Here is a 16,982-nt window from a genome sequence, read left to right as displayed (position 1 = left end):
CTCCCGCAGCGGCTCCGCCGGCTCGGCCGACTCCCGCGCCTGCGCCCACGGCAACACCGCCTGCTCCGACAGCCGCGCCCCCGGCCCGCCCCGGCGCGCCTGCGCCGGCAGTCACGCCGGCTCCAACGGCGACCCCGGCACCGACGACGCCACCTGCGCCAACCGCAACGCCGGCTCCCGGCAGCACGCCCGGCGCAGCGCCGGCTGGTCGCCCCGGCGCACCTCCGCCCGGCGTACGTCCTGGCGCGCCGCCGCCCCCGCCGGGATCACCCGCACCCGGCGCCACGCCCGCTCCAACGGCAACGCCCGCGCCCGGCAGCACGCCGCCACCCCCGCCGCCCGGACGTCCGGGGTCGGCAACGCCCGCGCCCGGCGCAACCCCGGCCCCGACAGCGACGCCAGCCCCGGGGCAGCAGGGTGGAACGCCTCCTGCCGGCGCGCCCGCCGCCGGGACTCCGGCTGCGCCGCCGCAGGCTGGTGCGCCCGCCCGGCCGCCGGCACCTCCGGCCGGCGCCGCGGCTCCGACCGTGGTGCCCGGCACGCCGGCCGCAGCGCCGCCGCCCGACCGGGCACAATACAGACCGCCGACGGTCGCGCCGGCTTTCCGCGCCGCGCCGACAGTCGCCGCGCCCCTGCCGCCGCCGCCGCGTCCGCAGCAGCGTGACCTGACGCCGCTCGCGATCGGCGCGGGCGTGGTGGCCGGCGCCGTGATCGGCGCCACCATCGCCGATATCCATAACCAGCGGCGCGAGGTCGTCGAAGGCGGCCGCACCGTCTACACCGAGCCGGACCGCATCATCATCCGCGATCCGGGCGGGCAGGCTTACGTCCGCGGCAACGATCTCTATCGCTTCCGCTATGGCGCCCGCGACATCCGCACCGACACCGTCGGCGGCGAAACCCGCACCGTCGTGATCCGTCCCGACGGCAGCGAGGTGATCACCGTGGTCGGGCCGGACGGCTCGCTGCTGCGTCGTATCCGCCGGGACCCGCGCGGACGCGAGATCGTGATCATCGACAACACCTACCGCGATCCGCGGGCGGTCGGCGGCTTCTACGTCGACGTGCCGCCGCCGGTGGTCAACATTCCCTACGATCGCTACATCGTCGACGCCCAGGAGGCGCCGCCGCAGGTGATCTACGAAACGATGCGGGCTCCGCCGGTGCAGCGGATCGACCGGCGCTACTCGCTCGACGAGATCCGCTACAGCCCGAATGTTCGCATGCAGATGCCGAGCATCGACGTCAACACGATCAACTTCGAGACCGGATCGTGGACCATTCCGCCGGATCAGGCGGCGCGGCTGCAAGTGATCGCCGACGGCATCAACCAGGCGCTCCAGGCCAACCCGCAGGAGGTGTTCCTGATCGAGGGCCACACCGATGCGGTCGGCAACGAGGTCGACAATCTGTCGCTGTCGGATCGCCGCGCGCAGGCCGCAGCCGAATTGCTGACGCAGCAATTCAGTGTGCCCGCGGAGAACCTGACGTCGCAGGGCTATGGCGAGCAGTATCTGAAGGAGCAGACGCAAGGCGCGAGCCTGATCAACCGGCGCGTCACCGTCCGTCGCATCACGCCGTTGCTCAACGGCGACCAGGCCAACGCGGCGCCTCCGCCGCGCCAGTAAGACCTTCGCAAGAAGACAATGGCCGGGAGCGATCCCGGCCATTTTTCTTGTCACGCCGTCATTGCTTCCGACGGCAGGCATGCCTCGCAAGCGGCGGCAACATGCCGGTGATCAGTGCCGCAACAGCCGCCGAGAATGCGCATGCCGGGGAATGCGCGCCTCAGCAAATGGTAGCGGCGGCCGAGATCTTGGGGATCACCACTGTCCAGCGCCTCCGATTCGTCGAGCTCGGCGTGGCTCTTGACCGATGCATTGGCTCTGATGCCGTGGATGCGCTGAACCCACGCCTCGCCTGCGGCGAGTGCACTCTCGAAGTGAGTTGGGTGCGCGCAATTGATCAGGAAGTATTCGCAGGCACGTTCAGTTGCGTCGTCGACCGCCTCGATCGCCTCGCGCAGCGACTCTCCCCGGACGAGGCGGCCATCGGTTTCGACCGTGAAAGAGATGGCGACCGGAATGTCCTGCCTCTTGGCTGCACGGACCACGCCCACCGCTTCGTTGATGCTGTTCAGCGTGAATGCAGTCACCATGTCGGCGCCCGCCTCGGCGAAGGCCGCGATCTGGCCTGAGTGGTAGGCTTCCGCCTCCGCCGCGTCCATGTTGCCGGCCTTGTAGCCGTCGCCTCGCGGACCGATCGCGCCGTTGATGACGCAAGGCATGCCGGGCAACTCCCAAGCGCCGCGCAATTCGTCGAGGAAGCGGATGGCGCGCATGTTGATGGCCGCGAGCCTGGCCGCATCATAGCCGAGCTTGGCGCCCCAATCAGGGTTGGCGCGCCAGGTCGGACTGTCGAGGACAAAGCCGAGCCCATGCTGCCGCGCGATACGCAGGTAGGCTTCGTAGTACTGCCTCAAATGCGCGCGGCCATCCGCGCTGTCGAGCAGCACGAATGCCGCAAAGTGGGGCAGCTCCAGCCCGTGCTGAAAGATGAGGGTTGTTTCCATGCCGCCGTCGGTCAGGAAAATGCCGCCGCCGCGCTGCGGCAGACCATGTCTGTATCTGGCCATTGATCGCTCCATCATTTGGACGGGCCGCTCTCTTCACTCGGTCGCGCTAGGCCCGTGTTCGGTCGCGGCATTTGGTGCCGCATAATGTCGCGTCGCTCTAGAAGCCCCGTGGTGCGGCTGAACTTCCACCCGCAAGCGGAGACAAATCAATGATTTGCAGGAGTCACGCGGAGTGGGCCTTGGCCCCCAAGGGCCAATTTCCGCACCGTCGGTACAGTTCTGGAGACATCGATGGGAAAGGGCGAAGCGACGCGCGAGCGCATTCTCGAGATCGCGGAAGCGGCGGTGCTTGCAAAGGGCTTCGGCGCCACCTCGATCGAGGAGGTCATTGCCGAGGCCGGACTGACCAAGAGCGGCTTCTTCTATCACTTCAGGGACAAGAACGCGCTCGCACGGGAGATGCTGCGCCGGTACGTGGATACGAATGACCGCCTGTTCGATGAGATCTTCAGGCGCGGACGTGAGCTCTCCGACGACCCGCTGCAGTCGTTCCTGATCTCGCTGAAACTACTCGCTGAAGTCATGGCCGATCTGCCGAACGGCCATCCCGGCTGTCTGATCGCCAGCATCTGCTACCAGGAGCGCTTGTTCGACCGCGATGTTCGCGATCTGACTGCACAATCGGTCCGGAGCTGGAATGCGCACTTCCGCGAGATTCTCGACGGCATCGCCGCGGTCTATCCGCCCCGCGAGCCGATCGACCTCGACGATCTCGCGGAGATGATCTCGTGCGTGGTCGACGGCGCAATCATCATGTCGAAGACGCTCAACGACCCGAAGCGGCTGGAGCGACAGATCCTGCTCTTCCGCAGCTGCGTGAAGCTGGTCTTCACGCCGCCTCACTCGTCGTGAATTGATGGAACGTGAGCGGACCAGGGCGGCCCGTCCTGCCGCGCTCGCCAGCGGCAGGAATGTGATTGGGCCCAGGTTGGCCAGTCGCCCCCATCATTCTCGCGCAGCCAATCCCAGCGCCTCGGCCATGACGCGGAACACTTCGGTATTGTCCATCGAGCCGTGCACGCGCTCGCTCCCCGGGCCCGCCGCCGTGACAATGACGTCCTCGCCCGAATGCACGCTGGCGCCGACCAGCGACGACAGATTGCCGGGGCGCAGCACCGCGCCCGGGACCTCCTTGTATTTGTCGTTGGCCTTGAAGGTGCCGTCGTCGCCGGCCTTGACGGTCGGCTCGTTGGGATTGTCGAGCTTCGGACGGAACGTCTCGTAATGATCGGGCAGGCTCGCCGAGAAGATGGCAAGCCGGCGGCTCACGTCGATGCGTGACGGATAACCTTCCGCATCCGGCGCGGGATAGTTGGGGAATCCGGCCTGATCGTAGACCCCGACGCGCTCGCGCAAGGGCACGTTGGGCGTCGTGCCCATGTCGTCGTTCACCGTGCCGACCAGGCTGTTGGGGTGATTGTGATCGGCCAGCACCAGGATGAGGGTGTCGTCGCCGCGTGCGCGCGCCCATTCGCGCGTCTGACGCACCGCGTTGTCGAGCATGATCGTGTCGTAGACCGCGCGCTCCATGTCGAGCAAATGCGCGTATTTGTCGATCATTCCGGATTCGACCATCAGGAAGAAGCCGGCTTCGTTCTTCGAGAGGATTTTCAACGCCGCCTGCACCTGCTCGGTCAGATCAGGCTGCTCGGGGAATTTCTTGACGCCGCCGCCCTTGAGGAATTTGCGGTCGAGCGCGCCGTCCATGTTGCCGGTGGCGAACAGGCCGAGCAGCTTGCTCGTCTCCTGCTTGGCGGCGGAGGCGCTGAGCTCGCCCGCGGTGGTCGCCACCTGATAGCCGGCATCGCGAAACTTCGCGATGTAGTCGGTCTCGTCCTTGCGCTTGGAGCCGGCAGCCGACTTCGGCAGAAAATTCGCGCTGCCGCCGCCCATCATCACATCCGGCTTTGCCGCGAAGAACTGCTCGACGATGTCGTCATAGGCGGCACGCCGGCGGGTGTGCGCGACCATCGCCGCCGGCGTCGCGTCTTCGATCTCGGTATTGGTGACGACACCGATCGCCATGCCGAGCCGCCTTTTGGCGAGGCTGGTGATGGTTTCGACCTTGGGATCGTCGAGCGGGCTCGCGCTGCGGTCGGCATAGACGCCGAGGGCATTGACGGCGCTCTTGTGCCCGGTCGCATAGGCGCTCGCCGAGTTCGCGGAGTCCGTGATGATCGAGTCCGAGCCGGCGGTTGCCACCAGCGCCATATGGGGCATGTCGTCGATGGCGAGCTTGCCGCGGCTCTTGCCTTCCGAAATGCCCTTGGACAGGATTCGCGCGGCGACCCGATGCGCCGGCGACATGCCGTCGCCGATGAACAGGATGACGTTCTTCGCCTTGCGCGGGCCGGTGTCGTAAACCGTCCATGTGACGCTGCGCTGGCGCGTGCCGTCGCTCACATCCACGTTTACGCTGCCCGGCTTGGTCAGCGTGACGTCGCGCAGGACCAGGGCCGACTGCTCCTTGCCGTCCTCGCGCTCGACGAAGGTTCCGGAGCGGCCGAACGCGGCCGCGTAATCCGCGCCGTTCACCGTCACCTTCAACTTGGCGGGATCGATCAGCCCCGGGAGCTCGACCTTGAAGTCGAACTTGGCTCCGGCCAGGATCTCGGCGCGATCGATCGGATAGATCGTCTGCGCCGACGATGATGATGCCCAACAGAGAACAATGAGAGAGGCGAGTGCCGATCCCCTGACCATGTGCGATGCTCCGCAATCCCGTTTCCAACAGTGAAAGCGTAGCGGCCGAGAATGACAGCGTCATTAAGCTCGGTGCCCGGATGGAGCGAAGCGCAATCCGGGCTCCGGAAAGCCTCAGCCCTTGTCGCTCTCGAGCCGGAAGATCTGCGAGCCTTCGCTGCCCGACAACAGGCCGGTCTTCGAATAGAGACCGAGCTTGGTGCGGGTGTCGGCGATGTCGAGGTTGCGCATGGTGAGCTGGCCGATGCGGTCGGCCGGCGTGAAGGCGGCGTCCTCCACCTTCTCCATGCTCAGCCGCTCCGGCGCATAGGTAAGGTTGGGGCTCTCGGTGTTGAGGATCGAATAATCGTTGCCCCGGCGCAGCTCGAGCGTGACTTGGCCGGTGACGGCGCGCGCGACCCAGCGCTGCGCGGTCTCGCGCAGCATCAACGCCTGCGAATCGAACCAGCGGCCCTGATAGAGCAGGCGCCCCAGGCGCATGCCGCTGATCCGGTACTGTTCGATCGTGTCCTCGTTGTGGATGCCGGTGACGAGGCGCTCATAGGCGATGTGCAGCAGCGCCATGCCGGGCGCCTCATAGATGCCCCGGCTCTTGGCCTCGATGATGCGGTTCTCGATCTGGTCGCTCATGCCGAGGCCGTGACGACCGCCGATCGCGTTGGCCTCGAGGAACAGCGAGACCGGATCGGAGAAGGTCTGGCCGTTCAGCGCGGTCGGCTGCCCTTCCTCGAAACGCACCACGACCTTCTCGGCCTTGACTGCGCAGTCGTCGCGCCAGAACGGCACGCCCATGATCGGGGTGACGATCTTGATGCCGCTGTCGAGGCTCTCGAGATCCTTTGCCTCATGGGTGGCGCCGAGCAGATTGCTGTCGGTCGAATACGCCTTCTCCGCGCTCATCTTGTAGGCGAAGCCTTGCGCGGTCATGAATGCCGACATCTCGGCGCGGCCGCCGAGCTCGTCGATGAACTGCTGGTCGAGCCAGGGCTTGTAGATCTTCAGGCCGGGATTGGTGAGCAGGCCGTAGCGGTAGAAGCGCTCGATGTCGTTGCCCTTGAAGGTCGAGCCGTCGCCCCAGATGTTGACACCGTCTTCCTTCATCGCTGCGACCAGCATCGTGCCGGTGACGGCGCGGCCGAGCGGCGTGGTGTTGAAATAGGTGATGCCGCCGGTCGAGATGTGGAAGGCGCCGGACTGGATCGCGGCGATGCCCTCGTGGACCAGCTGCGTGCGGCAATCGACGAGGCGCGCGTTCTCGGCGCCGAACTCCATCGCCTTGCGCGGGATCTCGTTGTAGTCGGCTTCATCCGGCTGACCGAGATTGGCGGTGTAGGCGTAGCAGCGCGCCCCCTTCTGCTTCATCCAGAGCAGCGCCGCAGAGGTGTCGAGGCCGCCCGAAAAAGCGATGCCGACTTTCTCACCCTTGGGCAGGCTTTTCAGGATCGTGGTCATGGGGCTTCCAATCGGGTCTCAAGCTGATGTGATGGGTGCGTTCGACCGCGCGAATATCAAATTTCGCGGGGCTCGGCACCCCTTTAATGGCTCAAACCGAGGGCTCGGGGTCGGTCTTGCGGCCGAACAGGCGCTGGCGGAGCCGGTAAGCGGGCATGTTCAACCGGGTCAGGGCGGCATCCACCGCTTCGTCCGAGAACCGCGTCCGCGGCCAGCGGTAAATCAGCGCGTAGGCGAACCAGATCACGACGAAGGTGACGAGGCCGGCGATCGACACGTCCGTGAAAAAGTGCCCGCCGAAGGCCATGCGCAGGGCGCTGGTCAAGGCGCCGAACACCACGGCGGCGGCATAGGCGAGCGGCCGCCACGCCGGCGGCGCCAGCGCGGCCGGCGCCAGCGTCCAGAACGCCGTCGCGCCTTCGCCGGAGAAGAACGAGCAATTGCGCCCGCAAGTGCCGCGCGGATCCCACCACGGCACGAATTGCTGATCGCCGGCAAACTCGGTCACCACCACCGGACGCGGACGGCCCCAATAATTCTTGAACGTCAGGTTGGTCAAAATACCGGCCGACATGGTCATCGTCACCAGCAGGAAGATGACCGTACGCCCCGGCACCATCAGCGGCCGGTCGGGCCGGATCATCTTGACCACGAGCGCGACGATCGAGGGAAGGGCGAAGGCCCAGGCGATCCACATCGCCGCATCGCGCGCAAAGCCGGCCCACCCGTTCAGCTTGAGCGGAAACGTCTTGGTCTCCGCGTCGAAGAACAGCGATGCGAGCTTGAGGTCGAGCTCGGGATAGAGGCCGAAGACGACGCCGATCACGAGCCACAGCGCCAGGGCAATGAAGAGTCCGGTACGGTTCATGGCGCGCGGTTTAGCGGAGTGGGATGGAGATGGAAACCCCAGGGGAGGGTAGGAAACTCACCGCGGGCCCGGCCTTGAATTCGCCGGCAATGGCGGCGGTGGTTTCCGCGGGGACGGCGGTTCGCGCCAGACGCCGGCGTTGCGGCCGGCGATCAGCCAGTAGACGAAGCCGGCAACGATGCCCGCGCCGGTCATGATCTCCAGGTGACGCCGGACGATGCCCTCGAACTGCAACGTGTCGGAATGGAACGGGACGAGGCCGAGATAGCAGGCGAGCCCGACAAGGCCGCCGCCGACGGCATAGGCGATCGCACTGCGGATGTAGAGCGCTTCGGTGATCGCGACGATCACCGCCGCCGGCACCACCGCAAAGCCGGACACGAAGATGAAGCCGAAGCCGAGCAGGATGTCGATCGTGCCCTGGTCGACCGGACCGGCGCCGAGATCGGCGAATTCCGGAAACAGCAGCGCGACGACGACGATCATGCCGCCGACAAAGCAGGCGGCGAGGAAGCCGATGAAGATGACGACGAGGCGGCCGATCAGGGACATGACGAAGAAGTCCCGATTGTCGTCATTGCGAGCGGAGCGAAGCAATCGAGACATACGTCCGCGGAGACGGTCTGGATTGCTTCGTCGCTACGCTCCTCGCAATGACGAGGAGGCGAGAGCACGGGCATGACACACTAATCCGTCATCGCCATGGCGCGCAGCGCCTGGCGCTCGCGCGCCGAGAGCTTTTCCGTCTCCGACTTGAGCTGGCCGCAGGCGGCGAGGATGTCGCGGCCGCGCGGGGTGCGCACCGGCGAGGAATAGCCGGCGTTGAAGATATATTCGGAGAACTTTTCGATCTGGTCCCAGTCCGAGCATTCATAGGCGGTGCCGGGCCAGGGATTGAACGGGATCAGGTTGATCTTGGCCGGAATGCCCTTGAGCATCTTCACCAGCAGCTTGGCATCGTCGAGCGAATCGTTGACGCCCTTGAGCATCACATATTCGAAGGTGATGCGGCGCGCGTTCGATGCGCCGGGATAGTCGCGGCAGGCCTGCAGCAGCTCCTTGATCGGATATTTGCGGTTGAGCGGCACCAGCTCGTTGCGCAGCTCGTCGCGCACCGCGTGCAGCGAGATCGCGAGCATGACGCCGATCTCCTCGCCGGCCCGCACGATGTTCGGCACCACGCCCGAGGTCGACAGCGTGATGCGGCGGCGGGAGATGCCGATGCCTTCGTTGTCGCCGACGATCAGAAGCGCATCGCGCACCGCGTCGAAATTGTAGAGCGGCTCGCCCATGCCCATCATCACGATGTTGGTGACGCGGCGCGTGCCGTCCTCGCGATCGGCCCAGTCGTTGAGACGGTCGCGCGCGACCATCACCTGGCCGACGATCTCGCCGGCGGTGAGGTTGCGCACCAGGCGCTGGGTGCCGGTGTGGCAGAAGGCGCAATTGAGCGTGCAGCCGACCTGCGAGGAAACGCAGAGCGTGCCGCGGTCGGTCTCGGGGATGTAGACGCATTCGACTTCATGCGCCTTCTGAACATTGTCGCCGCTCGGCAGGCGCAACAGCCATTTGCGGGTGCCGTCGTTGGAGATCTGCTCGACCACGACTTCCGGCCGGTCCACGGTGAAATGCTGCGCGAGCTCGGCGCGGATGCCCTTCGAGATCGAGCTCATCTCGTCAAAACTCTGGGCGCCGCGGAAATAGAGCCAGTGCCACAGCTGCTGCACCCGCATCTTGCGCTGCGCCGGTGCGACGCCGATCTCGCCGAGCCGATCGGCCAGCTCGGTGCGCGACAGGCCGATCAGCGACGGCTTGGCCGGCGGCACATAGGTTTCGAGCGGGGTCTTCTCCACCAGGAGGCCGTTGTGCGGCTCGGTCGTCGGTTGCATTGAATGGACCTAATGGCTTGGTCGTTCCGGGATGGTCCGAAGGGATCGCGAAGCGACCCTGAGGACCAGACCCGGAACCTCGGAGATTCCGGGTTCGTGCTGTGCGCGCCCCGGAATGACGAAGAAATCTGGAACGGCCCTTATATAACAACCGGCACCGCCGATTGCGACCTTATCGCCCGCAGTCTTAACGCCGGCAATCCTGCGCGATCTTGTCGAGCGCCTGGGCGAGGCCCTTCAGCGAGAAGGTGTCGGTCGTCTCGGTCCCCTTGGCCGAGACGCCTTTGACGACGAGATCGGCGGATTTGCGCATGGCTTCGACCATCCGCTCCTCCTCGGCCGCGTTCTTGATCCAGAGCCCGTCCCCCTGCGTGTACATGGCGAAGGAGGCGCCGCCGACCTCGGCGGTCGATTCCGAGCCCGGCTTCAGCGCATAGCCGATCATGACCGAGACTTCGTTGTTGACCTTCTCGGCCGGCCGGGTCGAGACGAAGGCATAGGCGGGGTCGCGCGGCCGGTTCGGCGGGTTGGTTTTCGACGATGACGGCTTGGCCAGCGCGAAACAGACCTTCTTGCCGTTCGGCGTCGCCGAATAGGCACCCCAGGTGCCGAACTGCCCGATCAGGGTCGGCTCCGCGCCCCCCGCAACGGCCGCAGCCGGGGCCGCCGGCTTGCTCTCGGGCTTCGGGGCCGCCTTTGCGTTGGTGTTGGCCGGCGGCGCCGCCGGCTTCGGTGCCGCCTCTTTTGGAGCTGGACTGGACTTGGGCGTCGGTTGCGCCGTCTGCGCCCGCGCAGACACGGCGATTCCCCCGGCCGCCACGCCAGTCATCAAAGCTAAAATCAGCACCCGCCACATGCCGCGTTGGTTCCCTCAATATTGTGACTGGAAGATGGCCCGAGCGCGCTTTGTCCCCGGGCAGGGATAGCCGGGAAAGTTCAATTTGGGAAGGCAGTTAGCGGTATCTTCGGCGGCTAGGCCCTGGATCGGGCGGCGCGTTGCGCGGCCCATTGCGCCTCGGTCCAGCCGAGCAAATCCTCGGCGCCGGAACTGCGCAGATGCGCGCCACCGTCGATCACCACCATCTCGCCATTGATGTAGGCGGCGTGATCCGAGACCAGGAAGCTGGCGAGATCGGCGAGCTCGCCGTGCTCGCCGGTGCGGCCGAGCGGATTGCGCGAGGTCCAGCCTTCGTCGCGGCCTTCGGGACGGAGCTGCCCGGTGGCCCCTGCGGTCGGAAACGGGCCCGGCGCGATCGCCACGGTCCGGATGCCCTTCGGGCCCCATTCCACCGCAAGACTCCTGGTCATCGCCAGCAGTGCGGATTTCGCCATCGCCGAGGGAACGGTGAAGGCGCGGCCGGTAATGGTGGAGGTCGAGAGGATCGACAGCACGACGCCGCGATGATTAGCCTCGATCCAGCGCCTGCCGGCGGCGAGCGTGCAATACATCGCGCCATGCAGTGTCGGCGCCAGGATCGCGTCCGCGGCGCGGAAGGAGAGATGCTCGCTCTGTGCGATGAAGGTGGCAGCGGCATTGTTGACGAGGATGTCGAGCGGCGCCTCGCGCCAGATCGCATCCATCATGCCGTCGACCGCCGCACCGTCGCGGATATCGCAGGCGATGGTGATGACCGTGCCGCCGATCTCGTCGCGCATCTCGCGCGCCGTCGCCTCGAGCCGCTCGAGCTTGCGGCCGCAGATCACGAGCTCGGCGCCGAGCGCGAGGAAGCGACGCCCCATCGCAGCGCCGAGACCCGAACCACCCCCGGTAATGAGGATGCGCTTGTTCTTCAGCAGGCTTGTTTCAAACATCGTTTGAATCCTTTCTCCGCGGATTTCGTCATTGCGAGCCACCGGGTCCGCGCGAAGCGCGGCCCGATGACGGGCTTCGCGAAGCAATTCAGACTATTCCGCAGGACGGACTCTGGATTGCTTCGCTGCGCTCGCAACGACGGAGGATAGGCCGTCGCTGACCCCAGACAAAGAATCCGGATTGTCGCCACTGCCTAAATCCGGCAGAAACGGCCAAACTATAATTCCACCCGAAACGCCCTCAAGGTGCCGCCATGAAAGCCATCCTCTGCTCGCAATATTGCCAGCCCGACGACCTCGTCCTGACTGAGGTGCCCGATCCGGTGGCGGGGCCCGGCGAAGCCGTGATCGCGATCAAGGCGGCGGCGCTGAATTTCTTCGACATCCTGATGATCCAGGGCAAGTACCAGATCAAGCCGCCGTTCCCGTTCTCGCCGGCCGCGGAAGTTGCGGGCGTGATCGAGAGCATCGGCGCTGGTGTCACTGATCTCAAGGTCGGCGATCGCGTGGTCGCCTCCTGCGGCCACAACGGCGCACGCGAGAAGATCGCGCTGCCGGCGGCATCGATCGTGAAGATCCCCGACAATCTCGACTACGACCGCGCGGCCGGCATCATCATCATCTACGGCACCGCGCTGCATGCGCTGGAAGATCGCGCCAGCCCCAAGCCGGGCGAGACGCTCGCTGTGCTGGGCGCGGCCGGCGGCACCGGCCTTGCGGCCTGCGAGCTCGGCAAGCTGATGGGCTTGAAGGTCATCGCCTGCGCCTCGTCGGACGAGAAGCTCGAATTCGCCAAGGCGCACGGCGCCGAGCTGACGCTGAACTATGCCAAGGAAGATCTGAAGGAAGGCCTGCGCAAGCTCACCGGCGGCAAGGGCGTCGACATCATCTTCGATCCCGTTGGTGGTGCTTACGCCGAACAGGCGCTGCGCTCGATCGCATGGGAAGGCCGCTTCCTCGTCATCGGCTTTGCCGCCGGCGACATTCCCAAGATGCCGCTGAACCTCGCGCTCCTGAAGGGCTGCGACATCCGCGGCGTGTTCTGGGGCGCCTGGACCCGGCTCAACCCGGCCAAGAACCGCGCCAATCTCGAGAAGCTGGTGAAGTGGACCGCGGAAGGCAAGATCTCATCGCATGTCGACCGCACCTTCCCGCTGGCGCAGACGGCCGATGCGTTGAAGGTGTTGGCGGGACGTCAGGCCATGGGCAAGGTGATCTTGCATCCGTGAGGATGCGGGACGGAAACGCGTTTGTCGCGACCTGCACACCACACACTCACTGTCATCGCCCGCGAAGGCGGGCGATCCAGTACTCCGTGACGTCAGCGATTGAACCGGGAGGCCGCGGCGTACTGGATTCCCCGCCTTCGCGGGGAATGACAGCGGAAGGCGTGGCGAAACTGTTACGCTGCCTCGACGTCCGCCTCATCTACGCCGCGCCTCAGCACGGCGCGGGCGGCCTCGCGATGCTCGTTCGTGATGTGACCGGCAACCATGCGGATGGCAGTGGCGAGCACGGCGGCGTCATCGGCGAAGCCGAGCATGGGCATCACGTCCGCGACGAAATCGAACGGCAGGACGAAATAGGCGATTGCACCGAGCAGCGAAGCCTGGACGTGACGCGGCGTCTGCCGGTCGAACGCGCAGTAATAGGCGGCAAGTAGATCCTCCGCGAACGGCAGATGCGCAGCGACCCGCTTCAGCTTGCGCCAGAAGCGGCGGCGCACGCTCTCGCGATCTTCCGCGAGCCGATCGGCCGGCTCGAAGCCAACGCTGTGCTCGGCAGCCATGCTCAAACGCTCCCCGTTCTGCGGGAGGCGGAGGACCGCCCGATCCCGGCTGATCACAAGATGGGGATGCAGCCGGTCCCTGCAAGACGTCTGCTTCAAGACGTCTGCTTGGTGTCAGCCTGCGATGGCGTTCATCGCCTTGGCGAGCGCCATGTCGCGCGCGGTGACGCCGCCGGCGTCATGGGTCGACAGCACCACCTCCACCGTCTTGTAGACGTTGCGCCATTCGGGGTGGTGATCCATCTTCTCGGCGACCAGCGCGGCGCGGGTCATGAAGCCGAACGCCTCGTTGAAATCCTTGAAGACAAAGGTTTTCCCGATGGCGTCGCGGCCTTGGACGTCAGTCCAGCCGGATAGTCCGCCCAGCGCCTGCCTGCGCGCCTCCGCCGAGAGCCGTTCTGCCATGGTCGTCTCCGTCCTCTAGGGGGAACTTTACTCTAACACCGCCCCGGCGCCCCGGTTCATACGGGATTTCCTGCATCCGCTAACCATGACGGAGATGTAACCCCGCCGGACAAGAAATTTGCTACAATTGCGGGCGTAAATCGCCGGCCAAGATGAAACCGAGCCTGAAGCGCCTCTTTGGGAGACCGATGACCGGGGGATTGGACCTGGCCGAAACGCCCCCTCCGCCTTCGCCGCGATCCGCGGCGCGGAAGACGGCGCTCGTGTCTCTGGCGTTCCTGCTTGCGATCGTCGGCGTGGTCGCCGGCGGCTATTACTTCGCGATGCGTCCCGTGACGCTCAGAATCGCGGTCGGCCCCGCCAACAGCGACGACGTCAAGGTCGTGCAGGCGCTGACGCAAGGCTTCGCGCAGCACAAGAGCTATGTGCGGCTGCGCCCGATCCAGACCGACGGCGCGACCGCCAGTGCCAATGCGCTCGCGGAAGGCAAGGTCGATCTCGCCATCGTGCGCGGCGATCTCGACGTGCCGAAGAACGCGCAGGCTGTCGCGACCCTGCGCAAGAACGTCGTGGTGCTGTGGTCCGTGCCCGCCAAAGGAAAGAAGAAGGGCGCGAAGATCACCAAGATCGCGCAGCTCGCCGGCCATCGCGTCGGGGTCGTCGGCCGCACCCAGGCCAACGTCAATCTGCTCAAGGTGATCCTGCACCAATACGGCGTCGACCCGGCAAAGGTCGAGATCGTGCAATTTCCCGTCAATGAAGTTGCCGAGGCGATCAAGGCGCAGAAGGCCGACGTCTACCTCGCGGCAGGCCCGGTCAACAGCAAGATCACGGCGGACGCGATCTCGGCATCGGTCAGGGAGGGCGGCACGCCAACCTTCCTCGCCATCGATTCCGCCGATGCGATCGCGCAAAACCATCCAGTCTATGAAGCGGGCGAGATCCCCGCCGGCACCTACGGCGGCTCGCCCGACCGGCCCGAGGACGAGGTCAAGACCATCAGCTTCGCGCACCACATCGTAGCGCGCAAAGGCGTGTCCGAGGCCGACATCGCAGCGTTCACGCGCCAGCTCTTCGCCGTGCGCCAGCAACTGGTGACGGAATTCCCGCTGGCGGCGAAGATCGAGACGCCCGACACCGACAAGGATGCAGTGATCCCGGTGCATCCGGGTGCGGCCGCTTTCGTCGACGGCGAGGAGAAGACCTTCCTCGACAAGTACAGCGATTACATCTGGTGGAGCCTGATGGCGCTCTCGGCCATGGGCTCGGTCGGCGCCTGGTTCGCCGGTTATCTGAAGAAGGACGAGCGCGACAACAACAATCACCAGCGCGAACGCCTGCTCGACATGATCGCCGCGGCACGCAAGTGCGAGACGACCGAAGAGCTGGACCAGATGCAGACCGAGGCCGACGAGATCCTGCGCGACACGCTGCGCTGCTTCGATCACGGCGCGATCGAGGAAGCCGCGCTCACCGCCTTCAACATCGCACTCGACCAATTCCACGCCGCCGTCGCCGACCGCAAGGCTGTGCTGTTCAGCCTGCCGCCGAACCTGCAACGTGCCAGCGCGCAGTTCCGGGCCGCCGGCAACGCGTGAGCGCCCGCGCGCGTTATTGCTGCGTCACATTGTCTCAATATAGCTCCCAACGTCATTCCGGGGCGATGTGAAGCATCGAACCCGGAATCCATTGCGCAGCATTCGCGGGGAGACATGGATTCCGGGTTCGCGCTACGCGCGCCCCGGAATGACGGACTCCCCCCCCAAGCCCCGGGGTCGGAGCCTCATGACCATCACATTCTCCCGCCGCCGCTTCCTCGCCAGCAGCGCCGGTGCGCTCGGCACAATGGCGATGCCCTATCTTTCGCGCGCGGCCGACCGGCCGGCAGTCACCCACGGCGTGCAAGCGGGCGACATCACCGTCGACGGCGGCGTGGTGTGGGCGCGAACCGACCGGCCCGCGCAGATGCTGGTCGAGGTCGCCACGAGCGAGTCCTTCAAGGACGCCCGGGCATTGCCGCCGATCGCGGCGCTGCCCGAGAGCGACTTCACCGCCAAGATGCTGGTCGAAAATCTACCCGCCGGCCAGGACATCTTCTACCGCGTCCGCTTCCGCGATCTCTCCCACAGCGCGATCGAGGGCGAGGCGGTGACCGGCCGCTTCCGCTCCGCGCCGGCCGACCACCGCGACGTCAGCTTCGTCTGGGGCGGCGACGTCGCAGGGCAGGGCTGGGGCATCAATCCCGACGACGGCGGCATGGTCACCTTCTCGACCATGCGCAAGCACCGGCCGGATTTCTTCCTGCACTCGGGCGACACGATCTATGCCGACGGTCCGATCCAACCCGAGGTGAAGCTCGCCGACGGCAAGATCTGGAAGAATCTGACCATCCCGGAGAAGGCCAAGGTCGCCGAGACGCTGGACGAGTTTCGCGCCGCGTACAAATACAATCTCACCGACGACAATCTCCGCGCCTTCAATGCCGAGGTGCCGGTCTTCGTGCAGTGGGACGACCACGAGGTCACCAACAACTGGTCGCTGTCGAAAGACTTGCCGGCCGCCTACAAGGTGCGCGACATCTCACTGCTCGCAGCCCGCGCGGGCCGGGCCTTCCACGAGATGTACCCGATGCGGGAGAGCATCACTGAACCCGGCCGCGTCTATCGCCAGATCTCCTACGGCCCGCATCTCGACGTATTCGTGCTCGACGAGCGCAGCTATCGCGCACCGAACGGTGCCAATCTCGAAACCGCCTATGGCCCCGCCAGCTATTTCCTCGGCCCGGACCAGATCACCTGGCTCAAGCGCGGCCTGCTGAATTCACGCGCGACATGGAAGGTGATCGCATCGGACATGCCGATCGGCCTGATCGTCTCCGACACGCCGAAGGGCGGCTCGGAAGCCGTTGCACAGGGCGACGGCCCGGTGCGTGGCCGTGAGTTCGAGATCGCCGACATCCTGCGCTTCATCAAGGTGGCGCCGATTAGCAACACGGTGTGGCTGACCGCGGACGTGCACTACGCCGCCGCGCATTATTACGATCCGAACAAGGCGCAATTCCAGGAGTTCGAGCCGTTCTGGGAGTTCGTCTCGGGCCCGGTGCACGCGGGCACGTTCGGCCCGAACGCGCTCGACAATACCTTTGGCCCCCAGGTGCGCTTCGTCAAGGCGCCGGGCAAGGATAGCCAGAACCTGCCGCCGTCCGCCGGCATGCAGTTCTTTGGTCACGTCAAGATCGACGGCGCGTCCGGCCGGATGACGGTGACCCTGCGCGATCGCGCCGACGTCGCGCTGTGGTCGACCACGCTCGATCCGAAGCTTGCGTGACGGCCAATTCGAAGCCGGATGAACCATCCGGCCGGCCCGGACGACAATTGCGAGCGCCCGCGCATTTTCGAGGGCGTGATGCCGTCCGAGCCGTTTTCGAGT

At 65.9% G+C, this 16,982-nt stretch carries 15 protein-coding genes; 5 read left to right on the top strand and 10 right to left on the bottom strand.

Features of this window, described 5'->3' with window-relative positions:
• Window positions 1-1,628: OmpA family protein (locus I6F28_RS28910; RefSeq protein WP_225142351.1), on the top strand; the 1,628-nt coding region annotated here is incomplete at its 5' end.
• Between the two features lie 50 nt (window positions 1,629-1,678).
• Here I6F28_RS28910 and I6F28_RS28905 read toward each other — a convergent pair.
• On the bottom strand, window positions 1,679-2,635 hold the full coding sequence (locus I6F28_RS28905; protein ID WP_225142349.1) for a homocysteine S-methyltransferase family protein: 957 nt from the start codon (window positions 2,633-2,635) through the stop codon (window positions 1,679-1,681).
• A gap of 231 nt (window positions 2,636-2,866) precedes the next feature.
• Here I6F28_RS28905 and I6F28_RS28900 point away from each other — a divergent pair, with 231 nt between their 5' ends.
• Entirely contained in the window at window positions 2,867-3,487 is a 621-nt protein-coding gene (locus I6F28_RS28900) for a TetR/AcrR family transcriptional regulator (protein ID WP_074447591.1), read from the top strand.
• A gap of 93 nt (window positions 3,488-3,580) precedes the next feature.
• Here I6F28_RS28900 and I6F28_RS28895 read toward each other — a convergent pair whose 3' ends face one another.
• From I6F28_RS28895 to I6F28_RS28865, 7 genes are all read right to left on the bottom strand, one after another.
• A complete protein-coding gene (locus I6F28_RS28895; protein ID WP_036024183.1) occupies window positions 3,581-5,338 on the bottom strand; it encodes an alkaline phosphatase in 1,758 nt (585 codons plus the stop codon).
• A 114-nt stretch (window positions 5,339-5,452) separates the two neighbouring features.
• A complete protein-coding gene (argG, locus tag I6F28_RS28890) occupies window positions 5,453-6,790 on the bottom strand; it encodes an argininosuccinate synthase (protein WP_036024185.1) in 1,338 nt (445 codons plus the stop codon).
• Window positions 6,791-6,881: 91 nt separating this feature from the next.
• Window positions 6,882-7,658: a phosphatase PAP2 family protein gene (locus I6F28_RS28885; RefSeq protein ID WP_109142015.1), complete on the bottom strand. Its 777-nt coding sequence runs from the start codon at window positions 7,656-7,658 to the stop codon at window positions 6,882-6,884.
• A gap of 57 nt (window positions 7,659-7,715) precedes the next feature.
• Window positions 7,716-8,210: a hypothetical protein gene (locus tag I6F28_RS28880; RefSeq protein WP_225142348.1), complete on the bottom strand. Its 495-nt coding sequence runs from the start codon at window positions 8,208-8,210 to the stop codon at window positions 7,716-7,718.
• Between the two features lie 134 nt (window positions 8,211-8,344).
• Window positions 8,345-9,547: a dual-specificity RNA methyltransferase RlmN gene (rlmN, locus tag I6F28_RS28875; protein WP_225142346.1), complete on the bottom strand. Its 1,203-nt coding sequence runs from the start codon at window positions 9,545-9,547 to the stop codon at window positions 8,345-8,347.
• Window positions 9,548-9,734: 187 nt separating this feature from the next.
• The gene (locus tag I6F28_RS28870) at window positions 9,735-10,403 is read right to left on the bottom strand and encodes an invasion associated locus B family protein (protein ID WP_036002810.1); all 669 of its coding nucleotides are present in this window, start codon (window positions 10,401-10,403) and stop codon (window positions 9,735-9,737) included.
• 116 nt (window positions 10,404-10,519) lie between these two features.
• A complete protein-coding gene (locus I6F28_RS28865; RefSeq protein WP_225127902.1) occupies window positions 10,520-11,359 on the bottom strand; it encodes an SDR family oxidoreductase in 840 nt (279 codons plus the stop codon).
• A 254-nt stretch (window positions 11,360-11,613) separates the two neighbouring features.
• Between I6F28_RS28865 and I6F28_RS28860 the strand changes: the two genes are divergently transcribed.
• Complete coding sequence (locus I6F28_RS28860) at window positions 11,614-12,588, top strand: NADPH:quinone oxidoreductase family protein (RefSeq protein WP_036002812.1); 975 nt, start codon at window positions 11,614-11,616, stop codon at window positions 12,586-12,588.
• Window positions 12,589-12,761: 173 nt separating this feature from the next.
• Here the strand turns inward: I6F28_RS28860 and I6F28_RS28855 are convergent, their stop codons facing one another.
• Window positions 12,762-13,148: a YkvA family protein gene (locus I6F28_RS28855; RefSeq protein ID WP_036024189.1), complete on the bottom strand. Its 387-nt coding sequence runs from the start codon at window positions 13,146-13,148 to the stop codon at window positions 12,762-12,764.
• Between the two features lie 114 nt (window positions 13,149-13,262).
• The gene (locus I6F28_RS28850; protein WP_036002826.1) at window positions 13,263-13,553 is read right to left on the bottom strand and encodes a 4a-hydroxytetrahydrobiopterin dehydratase; all 291 of its coding nucleotides are present in this window, start codon (window positions 13,551-13,553) and stop codon (window positions 13,263-13,265) included.
• 152 nt (window positions 13,554-13,705) lie between these two features.
• Between I6F28_RS28850 and I6F28_RS28845 the strand changes: the two genes are divergently transcribed.
• Together I6F28_RS28845 and I6F28_RS28840 are read left to right on the top strand one after the other, a co-directional pair.
• Window positions 13,706-15,151 (top strand): TAXI family TRAP transporter solute-binding subunit, encoded by a 1,446-nt coding sequence (locus I6F28_RS28845; RefSeq protein WP_225142344.1) that lies wholly within the window; start codon window positions 13,706-13,708, stop codon window positions 15,149-15,151.
• Window positions 15,152-15,338: 187 nt separating this feature from the next.
• Window positions 15,339-16,880 carry an alkaline phosphatase D family protein gene (locus I6F28_RS28840; RefSeq protein WP_225127906.1) on the top strand — a complete coding sequence of 514 codons (1,542 nt, stop codon included), beginning with the start codon at window positions 15,339-15,341 and terminating at the stop codon, window positions 16,878-16,880.
• The last annotated feature ends 102 nt before the right edge of the window (window positions 16,881-16,982 follow it).

Source organism: Bradyrhizobium sp. NBAIM14, from assembly GCF_020193895.1.
Lineage (GTDB): Bacteria > Pseudomonadota > Alphaproteobacteria > Rhizobiales > Xanthobacteraceae > Bradyrhizobium > Bradyrhizobium yuanmingense.
Note: the sequence above shows the minus strand (reverse complement) of the source record. Positions and strands in the feature narration are given on the sequence as shown.

Bases quoted from the DNA above. Each gene is read 5' to 3' on its own strand.
- I6F28_RS28850 (WP_036002826.1), bottom strand. From the start codon at position 13,553: ATGGCAGAACGGCTCTCGGCGGAGGCGCGCAGGCAGGCGCTGGGCGGA.
- I6F28_RS28895 (WP_036024183.1), bottom strand. From the start codon at position 5,338: ATGGTCAGGGGATCGGCACTCGCCTCTCTCATTGTTCTCTGTTGGGCA.
- I6F28_RS28860 (WP_036002812.1), top strand. From the start codon at position 11,614: ATGAAAGCCATCCTCTGCTCGCAATATTGCCAGCCCGACGACCTCGTC.
- I6F28_RS28905 (WP_225142349.1), bottom strand. From the start codon at position 2,635: ATGGCCAGATACAGACATGGTCTGCCGCAGCGCGGCGGCGGCATTTTC.
- I6F28_RS28845 (WP_225142344.1), top strand. From the start codon at position 13,706: ATGAAACCGAGCCTGAAGCGCCTCTTTGGGAGACCGATGACCGGGGGA.
- I6F28_RS28885 (WP_109142015.1), bottom strand. From the start codon at position 7,658: ATGAACCGTACCGGACTCTTCATTGCCCTGGCGCTGTGGCTCGTGATC.
- rlmN (WP_225142346.1), bottom strand. From the start codon at position 9,547: ATGCAACCGACGACCGAGCCGCACAACGGCCTCCTGGTGGAGAAGACC.
- I6F28_RS28880 (WP_225142348.1), bottom strand. From the start codon at position 8,210: ATGTCCCTGATCGGCCGCCTCGTCGTCATCTTCATCGGCTTCCTCGCC.
- I6F28_RS28870 (WP_036002810.1), bottom strand. From the start codon at position 10,403: ATGTGGCGGGTGCTGATTTTAGCTTTGATGACTGGCGTGGCGGCCGGG.
- argG (WP_036024185.1), bottom strand. From the start codon at position 6,790: ATGACCACGATCCTGAAAAGCCTGCCCAAGGGTGAGAAAGTCGGCATC.
- I6F28_RS28855 (WP_036024189.1), bottom strand. From the start codon at position 13,148: ATGGCTGCCGAGCACAGCGTTGGCTTCGAGCCGGCCGATCGGCTCGCG.
- I6F28_RS28900 (WP_074447591.1), top strand. From the start codon at position 2,867: ATGGGAAAGGGCGAAGCGACGCGCGAGCGCATTCTCGAGATCGCGGAA.
- I6F28_RS28865 (WP_225127902.1), bottom strand. From the start codon at position 11,359: ATGTTTGAAACAAGCCTGCTGAAGAACAAGCGCATCCTCATTACCGGG.
- I6F28_RS28840 (WP_225127906.1), top strand. From the start codon at position 15,339: ATGACCATCACATTCTCCCGCCGCCGCTTCCTCGCCAGCAGCGCCGGT.